This is a genomic window from Streptomyces sp. NBC_00285, assembly GCF_036174265.1.
Classification (GTDB): domain Bacteria; phylum Actinomycetota; class Actinomycetes; order Streptomycetales; family Streptomycetaceae; genus Streptomyces.
The window spans coordinates 8829403-8855909 of sequence record NZ_CP108055.1; the positions used below are offsets into that span (position 1 = coordinate 8829403).

A 26507-nucleotide genomic window follows, 5' to 3' on the forward strand; every position below is an offset into this window, starting at 1 on the left:
ACTCCGGGCCCACAGCCCCGGTCGCGGTCAGCCCTGTGGTCCCAGATAGCCCAGCGACGTCTCGATCCGCCCCGCCAGGTGATCGCGCTGCACCGGGCCCCGCAGTGACGAACCCGCCAGCCAGGTACGGCACTTGCTGGCGAGCAGCAGGCCGAAGTTCTCCGCCTCCCGCTCGTCGTCGAGCTCGAAGCGGCTGCGGGCGGCCACCTTGCGGACCGTGGCCTGGAGGTCGGCGTCGTCGCTGAGGAGCCGGGCGGCGACGGCGGCGCCCTCGACGTGGTGGGAGCAGTAGCCGGCGTTCATGTGCCACAGCTCGTGGCCGAGGATGACCAACTGGTGCTCGGGTGCGGTGCGTTCCTCGATCACGACGAGGTCCTGGTCGGCCATGTCGAGCCACAGCCCGCTCGCCGTGCCGACCGGGAAGGGCGCCGTACGGAAGTGGACGGGGCGGCCCCGGCGTCTGCTCATCGCGTCGCACAGGGCGCCGTACAGGTCGTCGGGCCGTGCCGGCGCGGTGAGTGCCAGCTCCGCCACCAACTCGCCGCTCAGGCGGCGCATGTGCTTACCGATGCCCACAGTTGTCTCCCGGATCAGGACTCGGGCCGCTTGACGCTCTCCAGGAGCATGTCCAGCCACTCGGCGACCTTGTCACGGTGCTGGTCGGTGGGCAGCTGTGCGGCCCGCCAGGCGATCCCACGGACGCCGTGGTCCAGCAACAGCCGCTCCAACGGGTCACCGGCGGCCGCCGCCGCCTCGCGCTCCCGGTCGGCGAGCTTGTGCAGGAGCTCCTGCTCGGTGTGCTGGAGCGCGCCCGCGAGCGCCTCCGGGTCCTCGGCCGTCAGGAACCCGGCGTGCACCCGGAAGAACCGCTGGATGGCGTCGCAGTGCTCCATGGTGGGGCGCCGGTCGCCGTTGATGAGGGCGCCGGCCTGCTGCCGGGACATGCCCGCACCGTCGGCGATCTCCTGCTGGGTGTACTTGCGCCCGTTGGGCTTGAGCCGGGTACGGCGCAGCAGGTCGAGCCGCTGCAGGAACCGCGCCTGGACGTCCGGTTCGCCCGCCGGGCGCCCGCCGAGCAGGGCCTTGACCACGGGTTCGGGAACACCGGAGGCGACGGACAGGCGACCGGTGTCGAAGACCCGCGCGTGCGCCACGCCGAGCCGGTCGGCGAGCGCGGTGACGCGGGCGACGACGGCCGTCAGCACGACCGTTGCCGCGCCGTCCGGGCTCCCGAAGCCATCCGACACCGACAGATCTCCTACGTCTCTCACCCGACGTCTCACAGGCAGTCGCCGTGAACTTCCCGGAGAGTAGCCGGTTGTTCGAACTTACATCCAGGTCTCGCCACAACTGTGGCCAATTTCAGCCGTCAACCGCCGCAGAATGCCACGATAGTTGACATGGCTTGCTCCAGAGAAGCAGGATCAAGGCGCCGCGTGAAGGCCGCATAGGCAAGAGGGGTGACCTCCCGATGGCATATCAGGCAGGTGGGCAGCGGTCGGAACTGCGGCCCATCCCCGAGGGGCTCGAAGCCCAGGCGTATCTGCAGGACTACGCCACGCTCCTGGAAGCCGTCCCCTTCCCGTCCGTCGTCCTCGACCACCGCTGGGACGTCGTCCTCGCCAACACCGCTTTCGCGTCACTTTTCCGTGCCGTGGGCCCCCACCCGACCGCCATGCCGGGCGACAACTTCCTCAGGTTCGTCCTCTTCCACCCCGACGCGAGCAGCGTCCTGGGCGAACACGAGTCCCGCTGGTGTCTGCCGATGCTCGCGCACTTCGCGGCCGCGGTGGAGCAACACGGCCACGACCACGCCCTCCAGACGATCCGCCGGGACATCGCCCAGGACCCGATCATGGACGCCGCCTACCGGCAGGGCCTGCCGCACTGGATCCGCGCGGTCGGCGAGCAGGCCGTGGAGCACGACGGCTCCGTACGCCCCTTGACGCACCCCGACCCGCGCTGGGGCACCACCGACTGCCGGATCGTCGACGAGACCCCGCCCACCCTGCGCGATCTGGGCTACACCAGGCTGACGCTGGTGCTGCGCCCGACCCCCGCCCGGCGTCGCCCGCGCCGCGAGGCGACCCACCTCACGGTGGTCCCCACCCCCCAGGTCTGACGGGCACCGTCGGCGTTCAGGTCGTCGACGGCGCCTCGTCAGTGATGTCGGTCCCCTCAGGGCGCGTCAGCGTGGCGGGGTGGTGTCCGGCTCCGCGACGGGAACGTCCTGCGCGGCGACCCCGCGCTTGGCCGCCTGGATCTGCTGGTACACATGGGTGCGCAGCTCGGCGAAGCGCGGAGCCACACGGGTGTGCAACTGGTCCCGCTCGTCCGGCAGATCGACCTTCAGCTGCTCCCGTACGACGGTGGGGGACGCCGAGAGCACGATCACCCGTTCGCCCAGGTACACCGCCTCGTCGATGTCGTGGGTGACGAACAGGATCGTGATGCCGCGATCACGCCACAGCCGTCGTACGAGATCCTCCAGATCGGCACGGGTCTGCGCGTCCACGGCCGCGAACGGCTCGTCCATCAGCAGGACTTCGGGCTCGTACGCCAGCGCCCGCGCGATCGCGACCCGCTGCTGCATACCGCCCGAAAGCTGCCAGGGGTAGGCGGTGGCGGCGTCCGAGAGGCCCACCGACTCCAGCGCGTCGGTGACCAGCTCACGCCTTCTGGACTTGGTCAAGTCCTTCTGCTTGAGGGGGAGTTCGACGTTGTCGGCGACCCGCATCCAGGGGAAGAGACTGCGCCCGTACTCCTGGAAGACGAACGCCATGCCGGGCGGGGGACCGCTCACCTTCCGCCCGGCCAGGTGGACTTCGCCGGCCGTGGGGGCGAGCAGACCGCCCATGCACTTGAGCAGGGTCGTCTTGCCGCAGCCCGACGGGCCGACGAGACACACGAGTTCGCCTGCCTCGACGGTGAAGGTGAGATCCCGTAGCGCCTCCACGCGGCGGCCGGATCCCTCGTAGACCTTGTTCAGGCCGGATACGCCAAGCAGCGCGTGCATGGACCGCCCTTTCGCGTTCGGGTGACTCACGGGGACCGCCGGGCCGAGGCGCGCAGGCCGTGGTACCAGGCGAGGACCCGCCGCTCGACCAGGTGGAAGACGACGGAGAGCAGGTAACCGAGCAGACCGAGGACGATGATCCCGGTCCACATGTCGGGGACGGCGAAACTGCGCTGGAACTGGACGACGGTGAAGCCGATGCCGTTGCTGGCCGCGAACATCTCGCTGATGACCATCAGGATGATGCCGATGGACAGCGCCTGGCGCAGGCCCGCGAAGATCTGCGGGCTCGCCGCACGCAGCACCAGGTGGCGCAGGCGCGAGGGGCCGGTGATGCCGTAGGAGCGGGCCGTCTCCAGCATCACCGGGTCGACCGCGCGTACGCCCTCGACCGTGTTGAGCAGGATCGGCCAGACGCAGCCGCTCGCGATCACCGTGACCTTCATGGTGTCGCCGATGCCCGCGAACAGCATGATGACCGGTATCAGCACCGGCGGCGGGACCGCCCGCAGGAACTCCAGGACCGGCTCGCACAGCGCCCGCACCCGCCGGTAGGTGCCGATGACGGTGCCGACCGCCACCCCGATGACGGCGGCCAGCGCGTACCCGGCCGTCAGCCGCCACATGCTCGGCAGGACGTCGTGGCGCAGCCGCTCACCGGTCCACACGTCCGGGAAGGTCCGGAGAATCGTGCGCAGCGGGGGCCAGAACACGTTGGTGCTGTCGGCGGAGGCCAGCCACCAGCCCGCGACCAGCAGCGCCGGCAGCGCGAGCACGAACACGAGCTGGAGTGCCAAGCGCCTCACACCGCCACCTCCCCGCGCACCGACTGGTGCCAGGCCAGCGCCCGTCGCTCCACGGTACGCGCGCCGACGTTGATGAGCAGCCCCAGGAGGCCGGTCACCACGATCAGCGCGTACATCTCCGGCACCGCCTGCGAGTTCTGCGCGACCGCGATCCGTGCGCCCAACCCCGGTGCCCCGATGACGAGTTCACCGGTGATGGCAAGGATCAGAGCCACGGCCGCGGCCAGCCGGACACCGGTCATCACGTACGGCAGCGCCGTCGGCCACAGCACGTACCGGATCCGCGCCCAGGTGCCGAGCCCGTACGACCGTGCCGTCTCCTCGGCGACGGGGTCGACGTCCTGGACGCCGTAGAGCGTCTGGATGAGGACCTGCCAGAAGCTTGCGTACACGACGAGCAGCAGCACCGAGCGCAGTTCGCTGCCGTACAGCAGTACCGCCAGCGGGATGAGGGCGACCGAGGGGATCGGGCGCAGGAACTCGATCGTCGAGGCCGTCGCCTCGCGCAGATACGGCACGACCGAGAGGATCACCCCGATGACGATGCCCGCGGAGGCGGCGATGGCCAGGCCCATGGCCCAGCCGGTGAGGGTGTCGCCGAGCGCCGTCCAGAAGGCGCCGTCGGAGAGTTCGTCCGCGAAGGCGCCCGCGATCCTGCTGGTCGGCGGGAAGTACTCCTCCTTGACCAGGCCGAGGCGCGGTACCACCTCGCCGAGTGCGAGGAAGGCCGTGAGACCGGCGGCGCCCAGCGCCGCGTTCTCAAACCTCATGGAAGGAGCGCGTCGACGTCGGGGGTCTTCTTGAAGAACCCGTCCTCCTTGCCCAGTTTCGCCAGCGCCTCGATGGAGGTCCTGTTCGGCTCGGCCGGCCACTTCGGGAGGATCACCTGCTTCAGCACCGACGCCGGGATCTTGGTGTACGTCGTGATGATCTGGCGTGCCTCGTCCGGGTGGGAGTCGGCGTAGGCGAGGGACTCGGCGGTGGCCTCCTGGAACTTCTTCACCACGTCGGCGTTCTGCTGCTGGTACTGCGTGGAGGTGAAGTACATGGCGACCGTGGTGTCCTTCGCCACGTCCACCAGCGGGGAGGCGATCACCTGGCCGCCCTGGCTCTTGATGGTGGCCAGCGCGGGCTCGACCGCGCAGGCCGCGTCGACCTGACCGCCGTCGAGTGCGGCGGGCATCTGGTCGAAGGCCAGCTCAACGAACTTCACCTTGTCCGGGTCACCGCCGGCCGCGCGCACCGACTGGCGCACCGCGGACTCGTTGATGTTCTTCAGGGTGTTGATGGCGACCTTCTTGCCCTCCAGGTCCTTCGCGGACTTGATCGAGCTGCCCTTCTTCACGGCAATCGCGGCAAAGTCCTTGCCCGCGACGCCGGTTGAGGCGATGCCGTTGGAGACCGCCTTGATCGGCACCCCGGACGACTGGGCGAGGAGAAGGGAGGTGACGTTGGAGAATCCGAACTGGAACTGCCCGCTGGCGACCCCGGGCACGATCGCGGCGCCGCCCGACGCGTTCGAAATCTGCAGCTTCAGGCCGTGCTTGCTGTAGAAGCCCTTCTTCTGGCCCAGATAGACCGGCGCGACATCGACGATCGGTATGAGACCGAGCTTGACGGTGGTGATCCCGCCGGACGGCGATCCTCCGTCCGGGGCCCCCGAATCGCCGGACGAGCCACAGGCCGACGCGGTGACCAGGAATAATCCGGACGTGAGGATGGCGAGCAGACGACGCATGGCTCCTCCTGTGCAGACTTGGTTGTTCCGACAGGTGTGCGCAGACCGCACAGTGGTGCTCAGCGCGAAAGGTATGGGGCTCGCGGGGGTAGGGTCAATGCCTTTGGCTAACAATATTGTTGACAGTTGCCGAATCGTGCGCCCGGTCCGCACCCCGAGCGCACCTCCCGCGTCCTCCGGAGGCGACGATGCCCCAAGCCGACCGCGCTCCCCATTTCGTCCGGTCCCTGGAGCGCGGTCTCGCCGTCATCCGCGCTTTCGACGCCGACCACCCGGAACTGACCCTCAGTGAGGTCGCCCGCGCCTGCGGACTGACCCGCGCCGCGGCCCGCCGCTTCCTGCTGACCCTGGCCGACCTCGGATACGTCCGCGCCGACGGCCGTGCCTACCGGCTCACCCCGCGCGTGCTGGAGCTCGGCTACTCCTATCTGTCGAGTTTCTCGCTGGCCCAGATCGCCGAACCGCATCTGGAGCAACTGGGCCGCAACACAGGGGAGTCGACGTCCCTGTGCGTGCTCGACGGCGACGACGTCGTGTACGTGGCCAGGGTGCCCGCACGCCGGATCATGACCGCGGCGATCACCGTCGGGACGCGTTTCCCGGCGTACGTCACCTCGGTGGGCCGGGCGATCCTGGCCCACCTGCCCGCCGAGGACCTCGAAGTCCGGCTGGCCCGCGCCGAGTTGCGCCCGGTCACCGCCCGCACGATCGTCTCCGTCGACCTGCTGCGGGCGGAACTGCAGCGGGTGCGGCGGCAGGGTTACGCCCTCGTCGACCAGGAACTGGAGGAGGGGCTGCGCTCGGTCGCCGCCCCGGTGCGGGGCCGGGGCGGCGAAGTGGTGGCGGCGGTCAACATCCCCGTCCAGGCGGGCCGTACGACCCTTGCAGCGATGCGGCGGGACCTCTTGCCGGCGCTGCTGGAGACGGTGGCCGGAATCGAGGCCGACCTCCGGATCGCTACAGGTCCAGCACCAGCTTCTTCCCCCGGCACCGGGACACGCAGATCATCATCGTCTCCCCGGCCTCCCGCTCCTCGTCGGTGAGCACCGAGTCCCGGTGGTCCGGGGTGCCTTCGAGGACATCGGTCTCACAGGTGCCGCAGGTGCCCTCGGTGCACGAGAACAGCACCTCCACGCCCGAGGCACGCACGGCGTCGAGCACGGAGACGTCCGCGGGGACGGTCAGGCTCCTGCCGCTCTGCGCCAGCTCGACCTCGAACTCCGTGTTGTCACCCGCCGGTTGCTCCTTCGGCGCGAACCTCTCCACGTGCAGCAGTCCGGCCGGGCAGCGCTCCTCCACCGCGTCGAGGAGCGGACCGGGTCCGCAGCAGTACACGAGCGTGCCCTCGGGGACGCCGTCCAGCACCGACGCGAGGTCCAGCAGACCCGTCTCGTCCTGCGGGGCGACGGTGACGCGGTCACCGTAGCGGCTCAACTCCTCGGTGAACGCCATGGAGTTGCGCGTCCGGCCGCCGTACAGCAGCGTCCACCGGGCGCCCTCGGCCTCCGCGGCCGCGAGCATCGGCAGGATCGGTGTGATGCCGATGCCGCCCGCGATGAACCGGTAGTGCGGCGCGGGCCGCAGGGCGAAGTGGTTGCGCGGACCGCGTACCCGGACCTTGTCGCCCTGCTGCAACTGCTCGTGCACATGGGCGGATCCACCGCGCCCGGCCGGCTCGCGCAGGACGGCGATCCGCCATCCCGTACGGTCGGCGGGGTCGCCGCACAGCGAGTACTGGCGCTCAAGACCGGGCCCGAGCACCACGTCGATGTGGGCGCCGGGCTCCCACGCCGGGAGCGGTTCGCCCAGCGGGTGGCGCAGGGTGAGGGCGAGCACGCCGTCGGCAGCCGACTCCCGGCGGCCGACGACGAGTTCGGCTTCGTACGCGTCACTCATGAGCTGTGTCCTTCGAGCGGTGTCCTTGCGGCTCGTCGTCCTGCGGGTTGTCCTGCGGGGAGTGGCCGTTCGGGTGCGCGAGCATCCACTCCCACATCTCGATCGGGTCCTGCGAGGTGTGCTCGCGTCCGCAGTGACAGGTGCCGTGCAGGGTGTCGGTGCCCGGCAGCCAGTCGATGCGGTAGATCTCCCCGGTCGCGCCGGCAGTCACAGGACCTTCTCCACGGGCTTGTCGCCCTCCTCGACGAGACGGGCGAGGATACGGCGGGCGGCGAGACCTCCGGTGTCGATGTTGATGCTCAGTTCCTGGTAGCCGGTGCGCTCGGTGCCCAGCGTCCTGTGGAGCAGGTTGAGCGCGTCGACGTCCTGCATGACGACGGTGTGGTTGTTGCCCCGCAGGAACTCGGTGACCTCGGCGACCTCGGTCGCCCAGTCGCGCGAGACCATCCAGAAGTCGTACACCTTGCCGTCGTCGGACGGCGTGATGGCGTACGTGATCTCGGTGTGGAAGCCGTTCGGGTCGCTGCCGTCGGCCTCGGGCAGCACACCGACCGGGGCTATGCGGCTGTGCAGCAGATACAGGCAGGGGGCGTGGTACTCGATGTCCTGCCAGCGGGTGATCCGGCCCTCGATGCCGGTGGACCTGGCGTAGAACGGCGGGCATTCGGCGTCGTCCATGTGCCGGCTCACCCGCACGATGCCTGCGCCCTCGTCGACCTCGGTGGTGATCGGCGTCTCGGCGACCTCCGGGGTGCCGATGTAACCGCCGTGCAGATAGGTCTCGTGGGACAGGTCGAGGAGGTTGTCGACCAGCAGCCCGTAGTCGGCGTCGATCGGCTCCATGCCGCGGACGGTGACCCAGCCGGGGGAGTCGAGGTGCCTGGCCCGCGGGATGGTGTCGGCGTCGGCGAGTGCCGGGTCGCCGATCCACACCCAGACCAGGGAGTCCACCTCGGCGACGGGGTAGGAGGCGACGCGCGCGGTACGCGGTACGCGCTTCTGGCCGGGCACGTACACACAGGTGCCCGTCCTGTCGTAGGTGAACCCGTGGTACCCGCACACGAGCTTGTCGCCGTCCAGCCGACTGGGCTTCTCGTGCAGCGGGAACCTGCGGTGCACACAACGGTCGGCGAGCGCGACGGGCGTCCCGTCCTCCTCGCTGCGGTAGAAGACGAGGGGCTCACCGAGGATCGTCCGGCCGAGCAACTCCTCACGCCCGACCTCATGGCTGTAGGCGGCGACGTACCACTGGTTCCTGGCGAATGCGGTGGTGTGCGGCATGGCTGCGGCTCCCGTCGTTGGGTGACGACGACATCGTCCGGAAGGGCGTCATGGGAGCGCAATACCTCTTCCGTCTCACGGAAGCAGATCGGTGAAAGGCCTGTTCAGGGTATGTAGTCCCTCGTGGGGTCGAGTCGGGATGGGCTCGGGCCGACACGCGGCACTGTGTCTGCATCGCTGGGCTACGTGTCTGCTTCAGGGGTGTTGACCTACGAGGCTGATCCCAATTGGGGGTGAGGGTGAGGCCGGGCTGGGCAGCCATTTCCAGGCCCTCGAAGGCGAGGGCGGGGGCGCCGACGGACTGGTGGTGGAAGCGGTTGGTGCCGGTGCTGTGGTGGCGGACGTCCTGGGCGCCCCAGCTGGTGCGGAACTCCGCGCGGCGGGTGGACAGTTCCTGATCCAGCGCCGTGGCAAGGAGATCGTCGAGACCCCCGCCGACACCATCACCTGGACCCTGTTTGTTTCCTGACCGCCGACGCCGACGGCCCGGCGCGCATGCCACGGGTGGGTGGCGTTGCTGCCGGGCCGTCAGTCACTCACGCGGTCTCACTTTGCGTGCGAAGCCCTGCGGCGACGTCCGCGAAGCATCAACATGCCGCTGGCAGCGATGATCAGCATGCGCTGTAAAGCGTTCAGCTCTGTCCCGTAGTCGATGGCCAGCGGGGTCGCTGGAACCAGGACCCCGCACGTGGCGAGCGCGAGCTATGGTCGGCATACGGCGCGCCCGCGTCGCTGCCGGCTGTGATCCGACCACGGTGTGTGACACCCCGAGGCCGTCGAACCCGTCACGTACGGGGCCTGGTGGAGGGTCAGGCGCCCGGGTGCAGACCGGGCCAGCCGGGTGTCGGGTCGCCCTTGACCTCGCCGAAGTAGAGGGCGAAGGTCTGCTTCAGCCGCTCGACCTGGGCCCGGTCCTCCATGAAGCGAGGGAACCCGTCCACGTTGGCGTTCGGGTACTCCCAGATCGGCTTCAGGCCGGTGGGCGGCGCGATGTCCGTGCGCACCGACCAGCCGTTGGAGGTCTGACGCTCGGTGGACAGCTGCCAGTTGAGGTAGAGCTTGGCCGCCGTGGGGTTGGCGGCCTGCTTCAGGATCGCGATCCGCTGGCCCCACGCCATGAACGGGTGCCCGTCGGTCATCATCCAGCGGGTCGGGGTGGTGGCGAGCGGGTTGCCGCCCGCGCCGACGCCGATGATCTTCTCCTTGCTGGCGACGGCGGCGCCGGGGGAGAAGGAGCCGCGGGCGAACTGCGGCTGCTGTGCGGCGAAGTCGGCCACCCAGTCCCAGCCGTAGGTCTCGGCGTAGAGGGCGAAGAGGTAGAGCACCGCGTCGTCGTCGTGCGGGTAGGAGGAGGCGATGGCGCCCTTCCAGCGCGGGTCGACCAGGTCCAGCGGCGTCTGCGGCGCGTCGGCCCCGGCCGCCGCCACGTCGTACAGGTAGCTGAAGGCGATGACCATGCCGGCCACCCAGGCGCCGTCCGGGTCCCTGAACTTCTTGTGGAGCTTGCTGAAGCCGGCGGGCTTGTAGTTCAGCAACCGCCCCTGACGCTTCCAGCGGGTGAAGTCCTGCAGCGTCTGCAACTGCACCACGTCGGGGACCAGGGTGTCCGTCGCGAACTGGTTGTCCACGCGGACGTCGTGGTACTTGCTGTAGTCCACGATGAGGTTGAGGTCGATCTCTGGGAACCGCGCGCGGAAGGCGGTCCGGGCGCCCGCACCGCTGCCCGAATTGGCGAGGTCGCCGCCCGCGTAGATCACGAGCTTGCCGCCTTCGGCGACGGCGGCCTGGTACAGCTCGTCGAGGGTCCTGGTCTCCTCGGAGCCGGCGCCGGCTCCGCGTGCGGATGTGACCGGGGAGGCCGCGGCGGGGGACGCGGTGGCGCCGAGCGTGCCGAGGCCGAGCGCGGCGCCCGCTCCGGTAGCCAGGAGTCGTCGTCGACTGGGAATGCTGGTCACTGGGGTAACCCTTTCTGCGTGGGGGCAGTGGTGGGCCCGGTATAAGGGCGGCGGACCGCCTTGGCCGGGAGGGCGGGAGCGAAAGCAGCGAAGTCGGTGGTCTCGTACGGTCTGCGCCTCAGACCGGCGGTGAGCTTGCCCGAGCCGAGGATGTCGGAGGCGAGCCGGTGGCCGTCGGTGGGGGTGAGGTCGGCGTCGGTCGGCAGCGCCTCCTGCTCGCTGTTGACGAGGACGGCGGTTCCTGACTTGCTGCCGACCGGAACGTCCAGATCGAGGCCGGTGAATTCGCGTGTGCTCATCAGGACTCTTCGCTGTTCGGTCGAGGATGGGGCCCGCTGACGCGAGCCATTCATCTGACAAGACGGTATCTGACAGATCAGGCATTGTTGTCATGGGGGCACTCGGTGTGATGCGAGTCGCACCGGGTCTGCTGTTGCGGCCACCGTCGGCCGGGTGGGTGGTGGCGTGGCGTGAAGTGCATGGGGCGTGGGCGGAGTTGGGAGAGAGCCTGCGGAGGACCGCAGCACCGGCGGAGCGCAGAGATTCCTCGCCGCGTTCAGCGGGATCGCACCCCACCTGCGACCCCACCGCCACGGCCTGTCCGCTACCCGCTGCCGAGCCGAGATGATCATCTGCTTCACCATCTGGGATCACATCACCGGCATTGCCGGCCTGCCCGCAACAACCTGACCCGGGCCGACACCCGGGCCGGTCGCGGTCCAGCACACGGTCAGGCACTCACGCACCCAACAACGTGCCAGCGCCCTCCGGATTCCGCCCAGGTCGCCACCGGCGTACGGCGTGGTCGGGCCCGCTGACGTACCCGTTGCCACCTCTTCGACCGTGCCCTGGCTGGAGTTGAGGATGTGGGAGGGCGGGAAGGCCGGAATGCTTGGGCTTCAGTCCGAGGGGCAAGTCGACGCGGTGCGGTTACGCGGCGCGGGTGAACTGCCACCAGTTCATGTTGAACAGGTAGCCGCTGCCGCCGGTGAACTGCAGGTAGAGGTCCTGGGTTCCCGTCGCGCCGTTCACCGGGCAGGTCACCGTGGTCCAGGCCTGCCAGCCGCCGGTGTTCGGCACACTGCACCGTCCCGCTCGGACTGCCCAGGCGCAGCTCGACGGTGCCGCCGCCGCCGGCGGAGGCCACGCGCGCCGTGTAGGAGGAGGCGCCGGCGCCGAAGGCCACTCCCTTGACCTTGATGGAGTCGCCGGGTTCGATCCAGCCGACGTCCATTCCGCCGTCACTGGTCCATTCGGTCTCGATCCCGGAACCCCAGGCGATCGTCTCGGCCTCCTGGCGTACGTACGGGTCAAGCGCACCGACCTGGGGTGCACCGATGTTCGTCATGTTGATCGTCGGGATCGTTCCGTCAGCGTTGTAGGAGAACTTCTCCACTGCGACCGAGCGGGTGAAGCCGCCGCCGCCCGGGAGGGCGCCGTTGTGGTAGAAGAAATACGAGTTGCCCTGAAAGTCCACGATGCCCGGGTGGTTGGTGAAGGCGCTGCCCTGGGCGGGCATGACCGTTCCACGGTAGGTCCACGGCCCGGTCGGGCTGGGTGCCGTGGAGTAGGCGATGAACTCCGAGCAGCACTTGGCCGCATACACCATGTAGTACAGGCCGTTCCGCTTGTAGACCCAGGGTGCTTCTTCGTACAGCGTGGGGCGGTCGGGGTTGTCGGTGCGGGTTCCGAAGCCCGCGGTGGTGAGCGGAATTTGGGCGGGGCTGCCTGCGTACGACGTCATGTCCGCGTTCAGCTTGACGTACCACAGGTTCGGATGGCCCCAGTACAGGTAGGCCTGGCCGTCGTCGTCGATGAAGACGGTCGGGTCGATCTCACTGTTCTCCACCAGCGGGTGGCCGAGGGCGTCCCGGAACGGGCCGGTGGGGCTGTCCGACACCGCCACGCCGATGGCCATCCGGCCGGTCGCCCGGGCCGTCACCGGCACATACCAGTAGAACTTGCCGTCCCGTTCGACGGCCTGGCCCGCCCACGCGTCGGTGGACGCCCAGCTGAAGGTGGCCAGGCTGAGCGGCGAGCCGTGGTCGGTCCAGTTGACCATGTCGGCGGAGGACCACACCCGCCAGTCCTTCATCACGAAGGAGGAGTTGGAGCCGTCCTCGTCGTGCCCGGTGTAGAGGTAGACCCGTCCGTTGTAGACCAGCGGGGCCGGGTCGGCGGTGTAGACGTGCTGCACGATCGGGTTGTCGGCTCTGGCCGCTGTGGGATGCACCACGGCGGGAAGGACGGCGAACGCCAATATGAGGATCAGTCCCCAGGTTGCCCGGGCGAGTCTCGTACCGGTGGCGGGTGATCTCACCGCGGTCGGGTGAGCCGTTGGCCTGTGTGCGGCGGTACTGGCCATGGTGTGGTCCTTCCTGGTGCTGCGGGTCGGGGACTGAGTAGCTGGTCAGATGCGGGGAGGAACGTTGCCGCGCTCGGGGTGCGGTCAGCGCGAACCGTGCGATGCGGACGGAGCCGCCGAGTGTCCGCGTGGTGTGGTGGGAAAGGGCGAAGCGGTAGCCCGTGAAGAACTGCCGGGTGCGGCCCCTGGTGAACGCGGGCCCCAGGCGGGTCAAGCTGGTGCCGTCGGTGCTGTGGAGAAGGTTCCCGGACGGGGGGCGCCGGGGCGGATGTCGGCGGCCGCGCGCAGCCGGATACGACCGCCCGTGACGTTGGCGCTCGCGACTTCGGCGCCGGTGGTGTTCCAGTTGCTGTCCGTCGCGGATCGTTGCGTAGTCCAGCTGGATGGTCGCGGTGGAGGTGGGTCCCTGAATCCGGTGGGTGAGGGTATTGCGCGCCCGGTACAGGTGGTTGGTGGCCGTCGCGGTGCGCAGGGTCAGGCCGTTGTTGACGGACCACTTGTCGTCGTCCGGATTGTGGTTCCCTTCCCGCTTCGGTTTCACGGTCGTTGCGTCGTAGGTGTCGCCGCCGGTCAGTGGGGTGCCCTGGCGGGGTGGCGGCGGCGGGACGGGGCTGGGACAGGACGTGCCCCAGGCACGGCCTGCGAGTTGGACGTCGGGCCGGCCGCGTCAGGCCTGATACGAGGACCACGGCCGCGCGGCACAGGCGCGGGCGCGGCATGGTGCGGGTGACGTCACGCGATGCTCCAGGAGGCGATCGGGGCTCGTCGCACGAATGCCGGGTGCACCCTTCAAGGTCCGGCACTTGGCGTGTGGGGGAGAGCCTTACTGGTACGGATGATGCGGGTGTTGTCATGCCCGGCATGTGCACCATGCGCAAGTCGCTTCGGCGGGCGTGTTCGAGACTGCGAACGTGGACCGACCCTTCGGACGGCATGGATCCTAGGAGTTGAGAGCGGGCAGCACAAGATCCTTGATCGACCCATTCATTCCGAAGATCGAGGAGTGGGGCGACCGGTCGCAGCGCGTGGTGCGAGCCGGCAAGCTCACGAACGCCTCCAGCTACTGGGGTTCACCGGGGACGAGCGGACGACGCGGCGGGCGGTCGCACGGGCGAAGGGAGCGGTGGCGGTCCGGCCGCCGTCGTACTTGACCGGCTGTGGATCGCCGAGCCCTCGCCGAACTCCGCGGGGCCTGTGCGGCCTTCTGGCGACAGGTCGGCACCTGCGTCCACCGCGAGACAGGCAGGGCGCCGGCCTCCCCGCCCGAGGCTCGAACGCACCCGCCTGCGCCCGCTGCCCCTCACACCCTCAATTTGGGCCGGGCGGCAACCTGTTCGGGAGCGGCGGCAACCAGTACTGCAGCGGCGCCTGTCCAGGCCCGCGCCCGCATCACTACCTGACCCTCACATCAAAGGCCCGTACAACCATGGGACTTGAAGCCGCCTGGTTTCACCCTGCGAACGTTTCTGCCCGCGGATCTTGCGAGAAGTATTGACGTCATTCATGGGATGTCTAGCATTCTCCCGATCGGCACTTCGACCGCTGTTCGTTATATCGAACAGTCGGGGTTCCGCCACACCGGCATCCGGGCAGCCCTTGACGGGCCCGACCGGAGTCGCTTGCTCAAGGATGACGAGGTCCTTATGCGCAGACGTAGTTTCAGCCGCAGACGCCCGTCCGCGGTGCTCGCCGCCGTGGTCGCGGCCCTGGCCGCGCTGGCGGCGCTGCTCGTCGCCGGCCCGGCGCAGGCGGCCACCACCAGCGACGTACGCGGTGTTGACTCCGGCCGCTGTCTCGATGTGGCGGGCGTCAGCCAGACCGATGGCGCGAACGTGCAGATCTGGGACTGCCACGGCGGCACCAACCAGCAGTGGACGCTGACGGACAGTAGTCAGCTGACCGTGTACGGCAACAAGTGCCTGGATGCCCGGGGCGGAGGCACCACGGCCGGGACCCCGGTGCAGATCTGGACGTGCAACGGCAGTGACAACCAGCAGTGGCGGGTGAACCCCGACGGCACGATCATCGGTGTGCGGTCCGGGCTGTGCCTGGAGGCCTCGGGCTGGGGCAAGACCAACGGCACGGAGGCGCGGCTCTGGTCGTGCCAAGGTGGCGCCAACCAGAAGTGGACCGGACTGTCGGGGGCGAACAACATGTGTGCTCTTCCGTCGACCTACCGCTGGACATCGACCGGCCCGCTGGCGGAGCCGAAGGCGGGGTGGGCCTCGCTCAAGGACTTCACCAGCGTCGTCTACAACGGCAAGCACGTCGTCTATGCCACGACGCACAACACCCTCGCCGGTGATGATGGGCGCTGGGGACTGACGACCTTCAGCCCCTTCACGAACTGGTCCGACATGGCCACCGCCACCCAGAACACGATCCCCTTCGACGGCATCGCGCCGACGCTGTTCTACTTCGCCCCGAAGAACCTCTGGGTGCTCGCCTACAACGGGGCTTGGCCATACAGCTTCGGATACCGCACCTCGAGCGACCCCACCAACCCCAACGGCTGGTCCGCGCAGCAGGAGCTGTTCACGGGCACCCTCCCGAAGGGCGGCCCCCTCGACGTGACCCTCATCGGCGACGACACGAACATGTACATGTTCTTCGCCGACGATGAGGGCGGCATCTACCGCGCCAGCATGCCCATCGGCAACTTCCCGGGCACCTTCGGCTCGTTCACGAAGATCATGAGCGACACGCCGCTCAACCTCTTCGAGGCGCCCGAGGTCTACAAGATCCAGGGTCAGAACCAGTACCTCATGATCGTCGAGGCCCAGAACTACACAGGGTACGGTCGCTACTTCCGCGCGTTCACGGCCACCAGCCTCGACGGCACCTGGACACCGCAATCCGGGGCCGACACCGTGACCAGCCCCTTCGCCGGCAGTGTCAACAGCGGCGCGACGGCCTGGACGACGGACATCAGCCACGGCGATCTGGTTCGCACCAACCCCGACCAGACCAAGACCATCGACCCTTGCAACCTGCAGTTCCTCTACCAGGGGCGCGACCCCAGCACCGACGGCGGGGACTACGGCCTCCTGCCGTACCGGCCGGGGGTACTGACACTGCAGCGCTAGCCGGTGGCGTGACGCAGGTGCTGGTGTTCCTGACGTTCGCGGGCAACTACGTACGCGAACGGGGTGAGCGTCACAGCGAGCGATCAGGAACGGGTGGAGTCGGAGCGGCGGGGTCGGTGAAAGGCCGAGCCGACCCACTGCTTGGCGCGTACGACCTCGAAGGATCTGCATCCCCCTTTTTCGCCGCGTCGGCCGCCATGACCGCGAGGTAGGCGTGGGCGGGCACGGCCAGGGTGATGTGCCGATACCAGCCGATGTGACGACGGACCTCGTACTGGTCCAAGCCGCACTCGTTCTTCGCCGCCTGAAAGCACTCCTTTCGGACCTCGCTGTCGGCCGTGCGCAGACCGAAACCCCCCCCTTGTCCAGCGGCGGGCAAGGGGAGTTTCGGTGGGCTTGAACCGGATACCGGTGTCAGCAGGAGCGTGAGCCCGCGAAGTCGACGCGGACGAGCTTCCACTGCTGGTTCACGCCGCCCCAGTCCGAGTACTGGACGATGCCGGTCCCGTCGGCGGAGGAGAAGCCCGGTACCTCGACGGCCTTCCCGCTGTTGCGGTTGATCAACCGGACGTATCCGTCCGGTGAGTCCGCCAACCGGAACTGCTGGTTCAAGCCATCGTGGTCGGTCCACTGGTGGATGGCGGCGTTGTCGGCGGTCGACCAGCTGTCGACGTCCAGCAGCTTGCCGGAGTGCCTCGCCTTCAACCGGTAGTAGCCGCCGCCGGAGTCCACGAACTGGAACTGCTGGTTGGTCCCGTCGTACCGGCCCCACTGCGTGACCGCGGCGCCGTCCGCGGAGCTCGCGCCCGCCACGTCCAGCGCCTTGCCGCTGTTGCGGTTGACCACGACGTACCAGGCGTTCGTGTCCACAGTGCCTGCTTGCGCCGTCGGCGCGCACGCGCGCAAGTCGAAGCGTTCCACCCGCACTTTGCCGCCGAGGGCCTTGGTGGCGTGGTTGAAGACGGCGAAGCGGTAGCCCATGAAGAAATTAGGTTTCTCGTTCATGGTGTAGGCCGGGCCGAGCGGGGTGAAGGTGGTGCCGTCGGTGCTGTAGGAGAACGTCGCCTGGCGGCCCGGTCCCGGGCTGATGTCGGCGGTGGCGCGCAGCCAGACGCGGTTGCCGGACGCGGGGAGGTCGGCGCGGGCCTGCTCGGTGCCGGTGCTGCTGGTGTTCCAGCTGGTGTCCATGGTCAGGCCGTCGAACATCACCAGCCTGCTGACGCCGTTCTGCCGCGTGACGCCGATCCAGGCGGAGGAGTCCCGCAGCATCGCCAGCCCGGCCCGGTCGCCGTCCGCCATCCCGGAGTAGTCGAGTACCACGGTCGCGGTGGAGGCGGGGCCCTGGATGCGGCGGGTGAGGGTGTTACGGGCGCTGTAGAGGTCGTCGGTGACGGTGGCGGTCCTGAGGGTGAGCCCGTTGTTGACGGTGAACGCGGCGGTGTCGGGGTTGTGGTTCCACTCCCAGTACGGCGCCAGCGCCGTCCCCTCGAAGGTGTCGGCGCCGGTCATCGGCGGGAGCGGGTGCGGGGTGACCGGGTAGGGGTATGTCTCGCCCCACGTGCCGTTGACGGTCTGGAGCTCGGGCCAGCCCTGGGCGTTCCAGGTGGCCGGGGCCAGGGCGGGGACGCGGCCGCCGGGATAGGCGTCGATGAAGCCCATGTAGTACCAGTCGCCGTTCGGGGTGTCGACCAGCGCGCCCTGGTGCGGTATGCCGCCGCCGGGGATCGGGCCGGGCAGGTTCAACAGCACCTCCCGCATTTCGTACGGGCCGAAGGGGCCTGAGGTGGACTTCCAGATGTACTGGCCGTTGGGCGGGAGGGTGACGAAGATGTAGTAGTTCCCGTTGATCTTGTAGAAGCGGGAGCCCTCCATCAGGTGCAACGCGTCGGGCTTGGTGAGCACGTGCTCGGACCTGACCTCGGTGCGCATGTCCGGGGCGAGCTGCGCGACGTGGATCTCGTTGGCGCCGTACGCCACGTACGGGGTGCCGTCGTCGTCGAAGAGCAGCCCCGCGTCGTAGTAGATGCTGCCGATCTCGGCGTGCCGGGTCCAGGGGCCCGCCGCGTCGGTGGCGCTGTATACGTACGACCGCTGCCAGCCGATCTGGCCCAGCCAGTAGAAGGTCTTGTCGCTGGGGCGGTAGCGCATCGAGGACGCGTAGATGCCCTGGACGTACGCCTGTCCGCCGTTGAGGTCGTACGCGTCGCCGAAGTCGAGGACCGGCACCGAGTGGCCGATGAACTCCCAGTTGACCAGGTCGTAGGAGCGCAGGACGGGCGCGCCGGGCGAGTAGTGCATGGTCGAGCCGGTGTAGTAGTACGTGTCGCCGACGCGGATGACCTCGAGGTCGGCGAAGTCCTGCCAGATCACCGGGTTGGTGAACCGCTCCTGCTGGGCCGTCGTGGCCGCCGCCGCGCGCATCGCGTCCATCGCCGGCAGTGTGGCGCCCGCGACCAGGCCGGCGGTGACCGCCATGATTCTCCGGCGACTGTGGGGGTGTTGGAGCCATGACATGCGAGATCAGCTTCCTCACGGGTAAGGGGATCGAGAGTGAAGTTCGAAATGCCGGACGTCATTCGGAAAGTCGAACGGGAACGTAGGAGGGGGCGGGAGGGGTGTCAACACCGGGCGATCAACTGGTGGTCGGCGGCTCGCCCACGGCAGTGAGCCCGCTGTATCGGCATGTGAGGCCAGGCGCTGCTCAGTCAGGAACGCGTGGGCGGCGGTGACCAGGGTGACGGGGTGATGCCGGCCGGTCCAGGAGCGGCCCTCGAATCCCGGGACCGGGGGCGGGGAGGGGCTCAGGTTCCGGGAGCGGAGGTCATCCGGCGGTCAGAGCGGTCCACTTCTGGTTGGTGCCGCCGTGGCAGTCCCACAGCTGGAGCTGCGTGCCGTCGGTCGTGGAGAAGCCAGGGATGTCGAGGCAGCGGCCGGAGGCGGGGTTGCGGTAGCCGCCGTCGTAGGGCTGCCAGACCTGGTTGGTGCCGCCGTGGCAGGCCCAGAGCTGCACCTTGGTGCCGTTGGCCGTGCCGAAGCCGGCGGCGTCGAGGCACTTGCCCATGGAGCGCAGGGTGCCGTCGGTGTAGGCGGACCAGTACTGGTTGATGCTGTCGCCGCAGCTCCAGATCTGGACGGCGGTCCCGTCGGCGGTGCCGAAGCCGCTGACATCCATGCACTTGCCGCCCATGTCGGACTGCACGCGTGCGGGGGCGGGGGCGGGGTTCCTCAGCCACCCGGCGCTGTCCGCGGACTGGATGCCACGGTGGAAGGCGTCGGCCATCTTCTGATAGCCCGCGTCGTTGGGATGCAGGGCGTCGTCCAGGTCGGCCGTGGTCAGGCTGCTCATGTCCACGTACGTGACGTGCTTGCCCGCGGCCTGTGCCTCGCTCACGATCTGGGGGATGGCCTGGTTGTACTCGGCTCGGTACTGCTCCTCCGAGCCGCTGGTGGACACGACCAGGGAGGCCACGAGGACGGTCGCGTCGGGGACGTCGGCGGTGATCTGGTTGACCAGCGACTTCAGCCGGTCGGCGGCGGTGGAGACCTGATAGCTCCCGGCCAGGTCGTTGGTGCCGATCATCAGCGTCACCACGTTGGGCCGGTAGCGGGTCAGCGAGGCGTCGGCGAGTTCGGCGATCTGGTGGATCCTGTATCCCTGGTGACCTTGGTTGTCGGGGTCGGACATCGAACCGCCCCGCAACGTGCCGACGAAGTCCAGCGAATGGCCGTCCGCTGCCAGCATGTCCCACAACGGACCCCGGTAGCCGTTGCCCGTGCTGCTTCCCACGCCCCAGGTTATGGAGTCGCCCAACGGCATGACCCGTAAGGGTGTGTTCGAGGCGGCGGAGGCAGGGGGCACTCCTGCTGCCGTCATCCCGAGCGCGGCAATGACCAGCGTGATGAGGGAGAGGATCCAAGGCTTTCTCATGCAGTCGTCCTCTTCTGCGAGTGAGTGCTGAATCTGGCGGGGGCTGTTCGCCGTTCGTGTCGGCAACTTGGCTGCTGTGTCGTCCCGTTGGCATCGGCGGGCACATGACGTACTGGCGGAACGGCGTGGTGGGGAACCGCTGCGAGGTGAGCGTTGACAACGTCGAGCCATCCGGCGTCCCGTCCGCCCCGGTGCTCGACTGCGGAAAGACCGTCGCATCGCCGGGTCAGGAGACGCCGTGCAGCATGCACCTCCGTGCCGGTGCGGCACGAGGCGAGGTCGAGGCGCTCCACGTCCGATACGTACGGGTGGAGCAGCGCGATCCGCTCGCCGAGCGTGAGTCGACCGAGCGAATCGTCGATGCGCTTGCCCATCGGTAGCGCGGCGTCGCGGAACGGATGCCTCTCGGTCGCAGGGAGGGACGGAAAACGCGAAGTCTGGCGTCTAAGCAGGCTGGTACGGAGTGTTGAAGCGCTTCGACGTTTCCATCGCTTCTATCGGATTGTCAATGGCTGCAATGCAAGAAGATTTCTTCTTGCCGGCCCTCTTGTTCCGCGTGAAATGCGCCGTTAGCGTTCACGGCCAGTGGAGCGCTTCGACACCTGGTTCAGGGAGGGTCGCCGCCATGAGAAACGAGTGGAACCGCAGACGGGTGCCCGTTGCGGATGTTGGTCCGCGTCGGCGTGTGCTCGGTCCACTCCGCACCGGTGTGGGCACTTGCCTCGGCCTCGATCAGCTCCTGCACCATCCGCTCGGCGATGGCCCGGACGAGCTCGATTCCGTCCGTCGAGCGTAGTGACTCCGGCAGCCGTATCAGTTCGGACCGGGGCAGGGCCATCGTGCACTCCTCGTGGTTGAACCGGGCGTTCACCAAGGAGAGTTACGCGATGGGTCGCCTCCTGTTCAGGGGGCGACCCGCACCCGTGGAAGTCCGCCCCGGGCAGACGCCCGCGCACTCCCGCCACTGATCCCGTACACCACGACAAGGGACACCATCTTCGGTGCAGGCCGAAGCGATGCGAACTCTGCGGTGATCGGTGAACGGGAGTGTTCGAACATCGACCCCTACGATCGCCCGGGACTCGCCCTTGTGTCCTGGGCTCGGAGTCGGTCCTGTGCTGCGTGGGCACTGCCCGTCCGCAAGCCGTCGTACAGGATGGCCAAGACGTGTTCGCGGGCGGCACCGGCACCGAGGTGCCGCAGCGCGTACAGGGCGCCGCCGAGGGCGGCCATGAGGTCGGCGATGCCGATGTCGTCGCGGACCGCAGCGGCGCTCTGGGCTCGGATCAAGAGATGGTCGATCTCTTCGTGGAGTCGGGTGACATCTGTTGCGAGCGCCGTCCGGATCTCGACTCCGGCGCCTGCCAACGTGTCGACGAGGTCCGCCTTCACGGCCGCGTCCTCGACAACCTGGTCCAGCGCAGTGAAGAGGGCTGCTGCAGGGTCTTCGGTATCCCGCAACGCCCGAGTCCGATCGACCAGATGCCGGACTCGCTCACGCACGACGGCTTCGAGGAGTGACTCCTTGGTGGGGAAGTGACGGTAGAGAGTTCCCGGCCCCACCCCTGCCCGGCGCGCGATCTCGTCCAGAGGGACGGAGAGTCCCTCGGTGGCGAACGCCGTCCGTGCCACCTCGAGCAGCCGGTCCCGGTTCCGACGGGCATCAGCCCGAAGCGGCCGCGGCTCGTTCACGACGAAATCCCCCTTGCTCGGCGGGTGGGTAAGCGGGGTGCGCTCTCCGTTTGATGGTAGCTTAACCGGGGCGCACTCTCCGCATACTGTGCAGAGGAATCACACGTCAGGCCGCTGTGCAAAGAGAGCCTGACTTGCGTCGCCTGCGCACGCGAGGTGGCCGCGCTGCAGATCACCACTGGTCTCACCCGTGAAGGAAGTTCGAGATCCCATGCCCCTTGCCGACGGAACCGACCGGCCGGAAACTGCTTTCCTTGCGCTGGACTACGCCACCCACATCGTCGAGAACTACAGCCACGACCCGGACGTCACCGACCGGGCGACGTATGCCCTCGCCTCCGCCCGGAAGGCGGGCGTGCCCATTTTTCACATCACCCACGAAGCGATGCGGGACCAGTTCCACCCACGGCTCGGTCCCGTCGGCGACGAGCCGGTGCTGGGCAAACGGACCCTGGGCGCCTTCGCCACCACCGACCTGCACGAGCGCCTGCAGACGGCCGGTATCCGTCGGATCATCCTCGGCGGCGTCGCAACTTCTGGCACGGTCCTGTCCACCACCCGGTGGGCCTACGACATCGGCTACGAGGTCCTGGTCTGCACGGATGCCTGCGCCGACCCGGATCCGCAAGTTCATGCGGCCCTGGTGGACGAGTCGGTGTTCCCCGCCAGCTGGCTCGGGCTCTGGCGCATCGCCCGCATGGTGGAATCGAACGCCGTCACTGGCCTCCTCTCCTGACGGCCGGGGCCACAGGCTCCCTCCTCAACGCGGCGTCCACGGAGGGGAGTCGACGGGCCACTGTGCGACCGACCGCGCTGTTCGCCCGGGCCTTGCTCAGTCCTCGATGCCCAGCTCGGTCCTGATCCGGTTCGAGCCGGCGATTCGGATGCTGCGGTCCGGTCAGTGTGTCGGGCTCGGCTCCATGCTGAGGATGGCGGTCGGAGTGGACAGGTCGGCACAGCGGCACAGCGGCACAGCGGCCCAGCAGGGCCAGGAGTGCGACAAGCTAACCTGCGACGGGGTCTGTCATCACGTTGGTGCCGCGCTACTGATCGAGCGGACTGCTGCTGGTTCGACTGCCGATGTCATCGGCGGCTCTACGACCGTGACGGTGCACCTCTCCTCGACGCCGCCCGACCGTTCGAACGCGATGGGTCATGGGTCCCGGCGTGAAGAGATCACGTCGGGACCGAAGAACAGGCTCAGGCGTTCGTGCCGTGCAGGTCCGGGTAAAGCGCTTCCACCGGGCCGCTCAGAGCCGCCTTGACCTGCGCCGTCAACTCGTCGGCCAGGACCTCGTACTCGCCGGCCTCGACGGCGTCGTAGACCGTCGTCACCAGCTGCTCCGGCGGCATCTTGGGGCCGTCGGCGTGCGCGGCCATGCCGGTGTCGACGTAGCCCATGTGCACGCCCGTCACGTGGATGCCCTTGGGGGCGAGCTCGATGCGCAGCGAGTTGGTGGCTGACCACAGCGCGGCCTTGGACGCGCTGTAGACGCCGCCGAAGGCGTACCAACTGGCGACGGAGTGCACGTCGACGAGGATCGACCCCTGCTTGGCGGCGAGGACCGGTGCGAAGGCGCGGGCGAGGAGGACCGGGCCGAAGAAGTTCGTCTCCATGTTTGCCCGGATGTCCGCCTCGGTGACGTCCAGCAGGCTCGCGCTCGGCGGGGTGGCGCCCGCGTTGTTGATGAGCGCGGTGACGTCCGCCGCGGTGGCGGCGGCCGCGTCGATCGACGCGGGGTCGGTGACGTCAAGTGTCAGGGGGACGATGCGTTCGTCGTCCCAGACGCGGGGGGAACGGGCGGTGGCGTAGACCTTGGCGGCGCCGCGAGCCAGGGCCTCGTGGACGAAGTGGGTGCCGATACCGCCGTTGGCACCGGTGACGAGGACGACTGCTCCATCGAGAGAGGGCATGGGTATTCCTTCGTTCCAAGGGGATGTGGAGTGCGTGGCTGTGCACGGATGGAGCAACGGCTCCTCGCCCTGCCATGGGAGAATGACTGCAGCCATAGTCGAGCCCACGCGGTAGTGACTGCCATCATAACTGATTACAGTCAGAATTTACTCCTGGAGGACACCGCCATGTCTGTCGCCCCCCGGCCGGTCGGACGGCGCGAGCGGAACAAGCAGGAAAAGTTCGACCGCATCGTTGCTGCCGCCACTGAGCTGTTCGCCGAACACGGCATCGACGAGGTCACGACCCAGCAGATCGCCGACAAGGCCGACATCGGCACCGGGACCCTGTTCCTCTATGCCAAGACCAAGGGTGAACTCCTCCTGCTTGTCCAGAACGCCAAGTACGTCGAAGCACTTGAGCTGGGCCGGGCGGACGCCGAGACCGTCCCGGGCGTGCTGGACGCGGTGCTGGCGATCGTCCGGCCGATCGTGGAGTGCAATCGCGTTCAGATCGACAATGGACGCACCTACCTGCGGGAGATGGTCTTCGGCGACCCCGAGGAGCCCCGGCACGGCGCGGCACTCGCCATCGTCGTGCAGGCCGAGGAGGCCATCGCCGCTGTGCTGCGCCGAGACGGGCGGGTCACGGAGGGCGACGCCGCGACGCTGGCGCACATCGTGTCCGCTGTGATGTTCCTCAGCACGGCGGCGAGCGTGAACATCGCCTTGAGCGTCGAGGAGATCGTGCAGGACATCCGGCGGCAGGTCGCGGTCCTGCTGCCTCGCTGAAGCGCGGCCGAGCCTCGGGGCCGGCCTCGGGCGGGTGATCGTGAGGATGGCCTTCGGCTGCGGCATGGCGCTGATCCGACCGAGTCGACGGGGCTGCGGCTGTCGTTCGATCGGCGGGAGTTCACCGCACCTGCATCTCGTTGACGTTCACTCCGGAAGCGGCTCGTGGGCCCGCTCGGCGACCTCTTGCCGTAGGGCGGTAGGGCGGTAGGGCGGTCCGCGCGGCGCGTACGGCTGGTTGCCTCCGCCGGGTCAGGGCGACCGTCACCGCGGCCACCGACGAGATGTCGAAGCCGCGCTGTACCGGCGGCCCGGCGGCCTCACGGGTACCGCCGCGCGCCGCCTCGCACCCGCGGGCGTGTTCGACAGGCTGATCCGCAGGAACAACTGCCTGCCCGGCTGACCGTGAGAGGCCGACGCCCGCCCGCCGTCGTCGTTGCCGAATCTTTGGATTACGTTTGAACTACCATAGACTGGCGAAATCGGTGAGGGGCAACCAGCCCGTCCGTCCGGCGAAGGAGCGTGTGCTGTGGTGCGGTACGCCAAAGAGCACAAGTCGCAGACGAGGCAGCGGATCATCGAGACGGCCGGCCGCCGGTTCAAGCAAGATGGCATCGACGCCTCCGGGGTCTCGACCCTCATGAAGGACGCGGGACTGACCAACGGGGCCTTCTACGCCCATTTCGCATCCAAGGACGACCTCGTCACCACGGCGATCGCCGACCAGCTGAAGGTGCAGGCCGAGACCGTCGTCGCGCAGGCTGCGCCCGGCCGGGCCGGACTCGAACAGATTGTGCGCGCGTATCTGTCACCTCTGCACCGCGACAACCTCGGCGAGGGCTGCCCCAACGCCGCTCTCCTCGACGAGATCGGACGCTGCACCGACACGACCAGGCAGGCGTACACCGACGGCGTGCTGGTCCTTGTCGACGGTATCGCCGCCCGCATGGCACCCGAGGCCCCGGCCTCCGCCCAGGTGAAGGCGCTCAGTCTCCTCGGCCTGATGGCCGGGACGCTGCAGCTTTCCCGCGCCCTGACCGACAGTCGACTCGCCCACGAACTCCTTGATCAGGGAGTGAGTAACGCCCTCGCCCTGCTGGACGCCGGGCAGCGTGTCTGACGTACCGCATCCCTGAGCCCGGGCTCAGGGATCTCAGGGGCGCGGCCCGGCGCCGGCAGGTGCCCTCCGTCCGGGACCCGGTCGACGCCACCGGGGAGCACGTCCCGTGCCGGGGAAACCACGGGAAAACTCGCCTGCCGTTCTTCACCGGACCCGAGCTCCCGAGCTCCCGATCATTGACGAGCTCGGCTGCCTCGCTGCCGAGGACGGCGCCTTCTCCCCATCCCGAGTGGGCGATCAGCGGCATGAACTCTCCATCGCGACTCGGCGGGAGGTCTCGACCTTTCTCGTGTCCGGCCGGGTCGAGCAGCCGATTGCGGCTCCGATGGCTGAGTATCTGAAAGTAAACCCAACCTGTTAGAATCGCTCCCATGGATGCGCGGACCGAAGTTCTTCAGGACGCCGGCATGGACCACCGACTCGACCGGGACCCGTCCAACTGCTCGATCGCGCGGACTCTCGAGATCGTGGGCGAGAAGTGGACGATCCTGATCTTGCGCGAGGTCTGGTACGGCTCGTCCCGCTTCAGTGACTTCGAACGCGTTCTGGGCTGCCCTCGCAACCTTCTGGCGGCGCGGCTTCGGATGCTGGTGGAGGAAGGGATCCTGGCCACGGAGACGTACAGGGAGCCGGGTTCGCGGAGTCGGCCGATGTATGTGATCACCTCGAAGGGTATGGATCTGGTGCCGGCCGTGATGGGGCTACTGCAGTGGGGTGACCGTTACCGCGCCGACCCGGAGGGGCCGGCGGTACTGGTGCGACACCGAGGATGCGGCGCGCATGTCGACGTCCGGACTCGCTGCGAACAAGGCCACCCGGTGCAGGCGAAGGACATCGAGAGCGTCCCCGGCCCGGCCTTTCGTATGAGGCCGCCCCAGTGAGCCGAGGACCCTGCCGTGAGCCTTCCGTGATGCGGCAGCCCTGTCGTGTACTCGCCTG

24 protein-coding genes and 6 pseudogenes are annotated in these 26507 nt (G+C 68.6%); 9 read left to right on the top strand and 21 right to left on the bottom strand.

The window, feature by feature from the left end:
• Window positions 1–27: 27 nt before the first annotated feature.
• Window positions 28–558 (bottom strand): toxin-antitoxin system, toxin component, encoded by a 531-nt coding sequence (locus OHT57_RS40445; protein ID WP_328753466.1) that lies wholly within the window; start codon window positions 556–558, stop codon window positions 28–30.
• 32 nt (window positions 559–590) lie between these two features.
• Window positions 591–1247 carry a helix-turn-helix domain-containing protein gene (locus OHT57_RS40450; RefSeq protein WP_328751818.1) on the bottom strand — a complete coding sequence of 219 codons (657 nt, stop codon included), beginning with the start codon at window positions 1245–1247 and terminating at the stop codon, window positions 591–593.
• 224 nt (window positions 1248–1471) lie between these two features.
• Here OHT57_RS40450 and OHT57_RS40455 point away from each other — a divergent pair, with 224 nt between their 5' ends.
• Window positions 1472–2122 (top strand): MmyB family transcriptional regulator, encoded by a 651-nt coding sequence (locus OHT57_RS40455; RefSeq protein ID WP_328751819.1) that lies wholly within the window; start codon window positions 1472–1474, stop codon window positions 2120–2122.
• A 66-nt stretch (window positions 2123–2188) separates the two neighbouring features.
• Here the strand turns inward: OHT57_RS40455 and OHT57_RS40460 are convergent, their stop codons facing one another.
• Genes OHT57_RS40460 through OHT57_RS40475 form a run of 4 tightly spaced genes read right to left on the bottom strand, consistent with a single transcriptional unit; the run spans window position 2189 to window position 5560 of the window.
• Window positions 2189–3016: an ABC transporter ATP-binding protein gene (locus tag OHT57_RS40460; protein WP_328751820.1), complete on the bottom strand. Its 828-nt coding sequence runs from the start codon at window positions 3014–3016 to the stop codon at window positions 2189–2191.
• Between the two features lie 26 nt (window positions 3017–3042).
• On the bottom strand, window positions 3043–3822 hold the full coding sequence (locus OHT57_RS40465) for an ABC transporter permease (protein WP_328751821.1): 780 nt from the start codon (window positions 3820–3822) through the stop codon (window positions 3043–3045).
• The gene (locus tag OHT57_RS40470) at window positions 3819–4592 is read right to left on the bottom strand and encodes an ABC transporter permease (RefSeq protein ID WP_328751822.1); all 774 of its coding nucleotides are present in this window, start codon (window positions 4590–4592) and stop codon (window positions 3819–3821) included. The genes OHT57_RS40465 and OHT57_RS40470 overlap by 4 nt, the downstream gene beginning before the upstream one ends.
• On the bottom strand, window positions 4589–5560 hold the full coding sequence (locus OHT57_RS40475; protein ID WP_328751823.1) for an ABC transporter substrate-binding protein: 972 nt from the start codon (window positions 5558–5560) through the stop codon (window positions 4589–4591). Before OHT57_RS40475 ends, OHT57_RS40470 begins: the two co-directional genes overlap by 4 nt.
• A gap of 188 nt (window positions 5561–5748) precedes the next feature.
• On the opposite strand from OHT57_RS40475, the gene OHT57_RS40480 reads away from it, so the two are divergent.
• Entirely contained in the window at window positions 5749–6603 is an 855-nt protein-coding gene (locus tag OHT57_RS40480; RefSeq protein ID WP_328751824.1) for an IclR family transcriptional regulator domain-containing protein, read from the top strand.
• Here OHT57_RS40480 and OHT57_RS40485 read toward each other — a convergent pair.
• The 6 genes and pseudogenes from OHT57_RS40485 to OHT57_RS40510 all read right to left on the bottom strand — a co-directional run bounded on the left by OHT57_RS40485 (window position 6518) and on the right by OHT57_RS40510 (window position 10991).
• The gene (locus OHT57_RS40485) at window positions 6518–7456 is read right to left on the bottom strand and encodes a PDR/VanB family oxidoreductase (protein WP_328751825.1); all 939 of its coding nucleotides are present in this window, start codon (window positions 7454–7456) and stop codon (window positions 6518–6520) included. The two genes, OHT57_RS40480 and OHT57_RS40485, sit on opposite strands and share 86 nt — an antisense overlap.
• Window positions 7449–7667 (bottom strand): hypothetical protein, encoded by a 219-nt coding sequence (locus OHT57_RS40490; protein ID WP_328751826.1) that lies wholly within the window; start codon window positions 7665–7667, stop codon window positions 7449–7451. Before OHT57_RS40490 ends, OHT57_RS40485 begins: the two co-directional genes overlap by 8 nt.
• Complete coding sequence (locus OHT57_RS40495) at window positions 7664–8737, bottom strand: aromatic ring-hydroxylating dioxygenase subunit alpha (protein ID WP_328751827.1); 1074 nt, start codon at window positions 8735–8737, stop codon at window positions 7664–7666. Before OHT57_RS40495 ends, OHT57_RS40490 begins: the two co-directional genes overlap by 4 nt.
• Before the next feature lie 232 nt (window positions 8738–8969).
• Window positions 8970–9131: pseudogene (locus tag OHT57_RS40500) on the bottom strand (MmyB family transcriptional regulator); the annotation flags it as partial.
• A gap of 415 nt (window positions 9132–9546) precedes the next feature.
• Window positions 9547–10692, bottom strand: coding sequence for an ABC transporter substrate-binding protein (locus tag OHT57_RS40505; protein WP_328751828.1), 1146 nt, complete (start codon window positions 10690–10692; stop codon window positions 9547–9549).
• Window positions 10689–10991 carry a hypothetical protein gene (locus OHT57_RS40510; RefSeq protein ID WP_328751829.1) on the bottom strand — a complete coding sequence of 101 codons (303 nt, stop codon included), beginning with the start codon at window positions 10989–10991 and terminating at the stop codon, window positions 10689–10691. The genes OHT57_RS40505 and OHT57_RS40510 overlap by 4 nt, the downstream gene beginning before the upstream one ends.
• 220 nt (window positions 10992–11211) lie before the next feature.
• Between OHT57_RS40510 and OHT57_RS47550 the strand changes: the two are divergent.
• Window positions 11212–11382, top strand: a pseudogene (locus tag OHT57_RS47550) (IS6 family transposase); the annotation flags it as partial.
• A 40-nt stretch (window positions 11383–11422) separates the two neighbouring features.
• Here the strand turns inward: OHT57_RS47550 and OHT57_RS40515 are convergent.
• Entirely contained in the window at window positions 11423–12928 is a 1506-nt protein-coding gene (locus OHT57_RS40515; RefSeq protein WP_443053542.1) for a glycoside hydrolase family 43 protein, read from the bottom strand.
• A 205-nt stretch (window positions 12929–13133) separates the two neighbouring features.
• A pseudogene (locus tag OHT57_RS40520) lies at window positions 13134–13721 on the bottom strand (xylosidase); the annotation flags it as partial.
• Between the two features lie 979 nt (window positions 13722–14700).
• Here OHT57_RS40520 and OHT57_RS40525 point away from each other — a divergent pair.
• Window positions 14701–16143: a non-reducing end alpha-L-arabinofuranosidase family hydrolase gene (locus tag OHT57_RS40525; protein ID WP_328751830.1), complete on the top strand. Its 1443-nt coding sequence runs from the start codon at window positions 14701–14703 to the stop codon at window positions 16141–16143.
• A gap of 70 nt (window positions 16144–16213) precedes the next feature.
• On the opposite strand, the pseudogene OHT57_RS40530 reads toward OHT57_RS40525, so the two are convergent.
• The 4 genes and pseudogenes from OHT57_RS40530 to OHT57_RS40545 form a co-directional block, all read right to left on the bottom strand.
• Window positions 16214–16453: pseudogene (locus OHT57_RS40530) on the bottom strand (IS701 family transposase); the annotation flags it as partial.
• Between the two features lie 104 nt (window positions 16454–16557).
• Window positions 16558–17070 carry an RICIN domain-containing protein gene (locus OHT57_RS40535; protein WP_328753468.1) on the bottom strand — a complete coding sequence of 171 codons (513 nt, stop codon included), beginning with the start codon at window positions 17068–17070 and terminating at the stop codon, window positions 16558–16560.
• Window positions 17047–18657: pseudogene (locus OHT57_RS40540) on the bottom strand (glycoside hydrolase family 43 protein); the annotation flags it as partial. The pseudogene OHT57_RS40540 and the gene OHT57_RS40535, both read right to left, overlap by 24 nt.
• A 307-nt stretch (window positions 18658–18964) precedes the next feature.
• Window positions 18965–20071, bottom strand: a complete 1107-nt coding sequence (locus OHT57_RS40545) for a ricin-type beta-trefoil lectin domain protein (RefSeq protein ID WP_328751831.1) — start codon at window positions 20069–20071, stop codon at window positions 18965–18967.
• 104 nt (window positions 20072–20175) lie between these two features.
• On the opposite strand from OHT57_RS40545, the gene OHT57_RS40550 reads away from it, so the two are divergent.
• Window positions 20176–20451 (top strand): hypothetical protein, encoded by a 276-nt coding sequence (locus OHT57_RS40550; RefSeq protein WP_328751832.1) that lies wholly within the window; start codon window positions 20176–20178, stop codon window positions 20449–20451.
• 236 nt (window positions 20452–20687) lie between these two features.
• On the opposite strand, the pseudogene OHT57_RS40555 reads toward OHT57_RS40550, so the two are convergent.
• Both OHT57_RS40555 and OHT57_RS40560 read right to left on the bottom strand, forming a co-directional pair.
• Window positions 20688–20909: pseudogene (locus tag OHT57_RS40555) on the bottom strand (transposase); the annotation flags it as partial.
• A gap of 227 nt (window positions 20910–21136) precedes the next feature.
• A complete protein-coding gene (locus tag OHT57_RS40560; protein WP_328751835.1) occupies window positions 21137–21763 on the bottom strand; it encodes a TetR/AcrR family transcriptional regulator in 627 nt (208 codons plus the stop codon).
• A 211-nt stretch (window positions 21764–21974) separates the two neighbouring features.
• Here OHT57_RS40560 and OHT57_RS40565 point away from each other — a divergent pair, with 211 nt between their 5' ends.
• The gene (locus OHT57_RS40565; RefSeq protein WP_328751836.1) at window positions 21975–22499 is read left to right on the top strand and encodes a cysteine hydrolase family protein; all 525 of its coding nucleotides are present in this window, start codon (window positions 21975–21977) and stop codon (window positions 22497–22499) included.
• 464 nt (window positions 22500–22963) lie between these two features.
• Here the strand turns inward: OHT57_RS40565 and OHT57_RS40570 are convergent, their stop codons facing one another.
• On the bottom strand, window positions 22964–23677 hold the full coding sequence (locus OHT57_RS40570; RefSeq protein WP_328751837.1) for an SDR family oxidoreductase: 714 nt from the start codon (window positions 23675–23677) through the stop codon (window positions 22964–22966).
• 168 nt (window positions 23678–23845) lie between these two features.
• Between OHT57_RS40570 and OHT57_RS40575 the strand changes: the two genes are divergently transcribed.
• The 3 genes from OHT57_RS40575 to OHT57_RS40585 all read left to right on the top strand — a co-directional run bounded on the left by OHT57_RS40575 (window position 23846) and on the right by OHT57_RS40585 (window position 26449).
• Window positions 23846–24448 (top strand): TetR/AcrR family transcriptional regulator, encoded by a 603-nt coding sequence (locus OHT57_RS40575; protein ID WP_328751838.1) that lies wholly within the window; start codon window positions 23846–23848, stop codon window positions 24446–24448.
• A 529-nt stretch (window positions 24449–24977) separates the two neighbouring features.
• Window positions 24978–25568 carry a TetR/AcrR family transcriptional regulator gene (locus tag OHT57_RS40580; protein WP_328751839.1) on the top strand — a complete coding sequence of 197 codons (591 nt, stop codon included), beginning with the start codon at window positions 24978–24980 and terminating at the stop codon, window positions 25566–25568.
• Between the two features lie 407 nt (window positions 25569–25975).
• On the top strand, window positions 25976–26449 hold the full coding sequence (locus OHT57_RS40585; RefSeq protein ID WP_328753470.1) for a winged helix-turn-helix transcriptional regulator: 474 nt from the start codon (window positions 25976–25978) through the stop codon (window positions 26447–26449).
• Window positions 26450–26507: the final 58 nt, after the last annotated feature.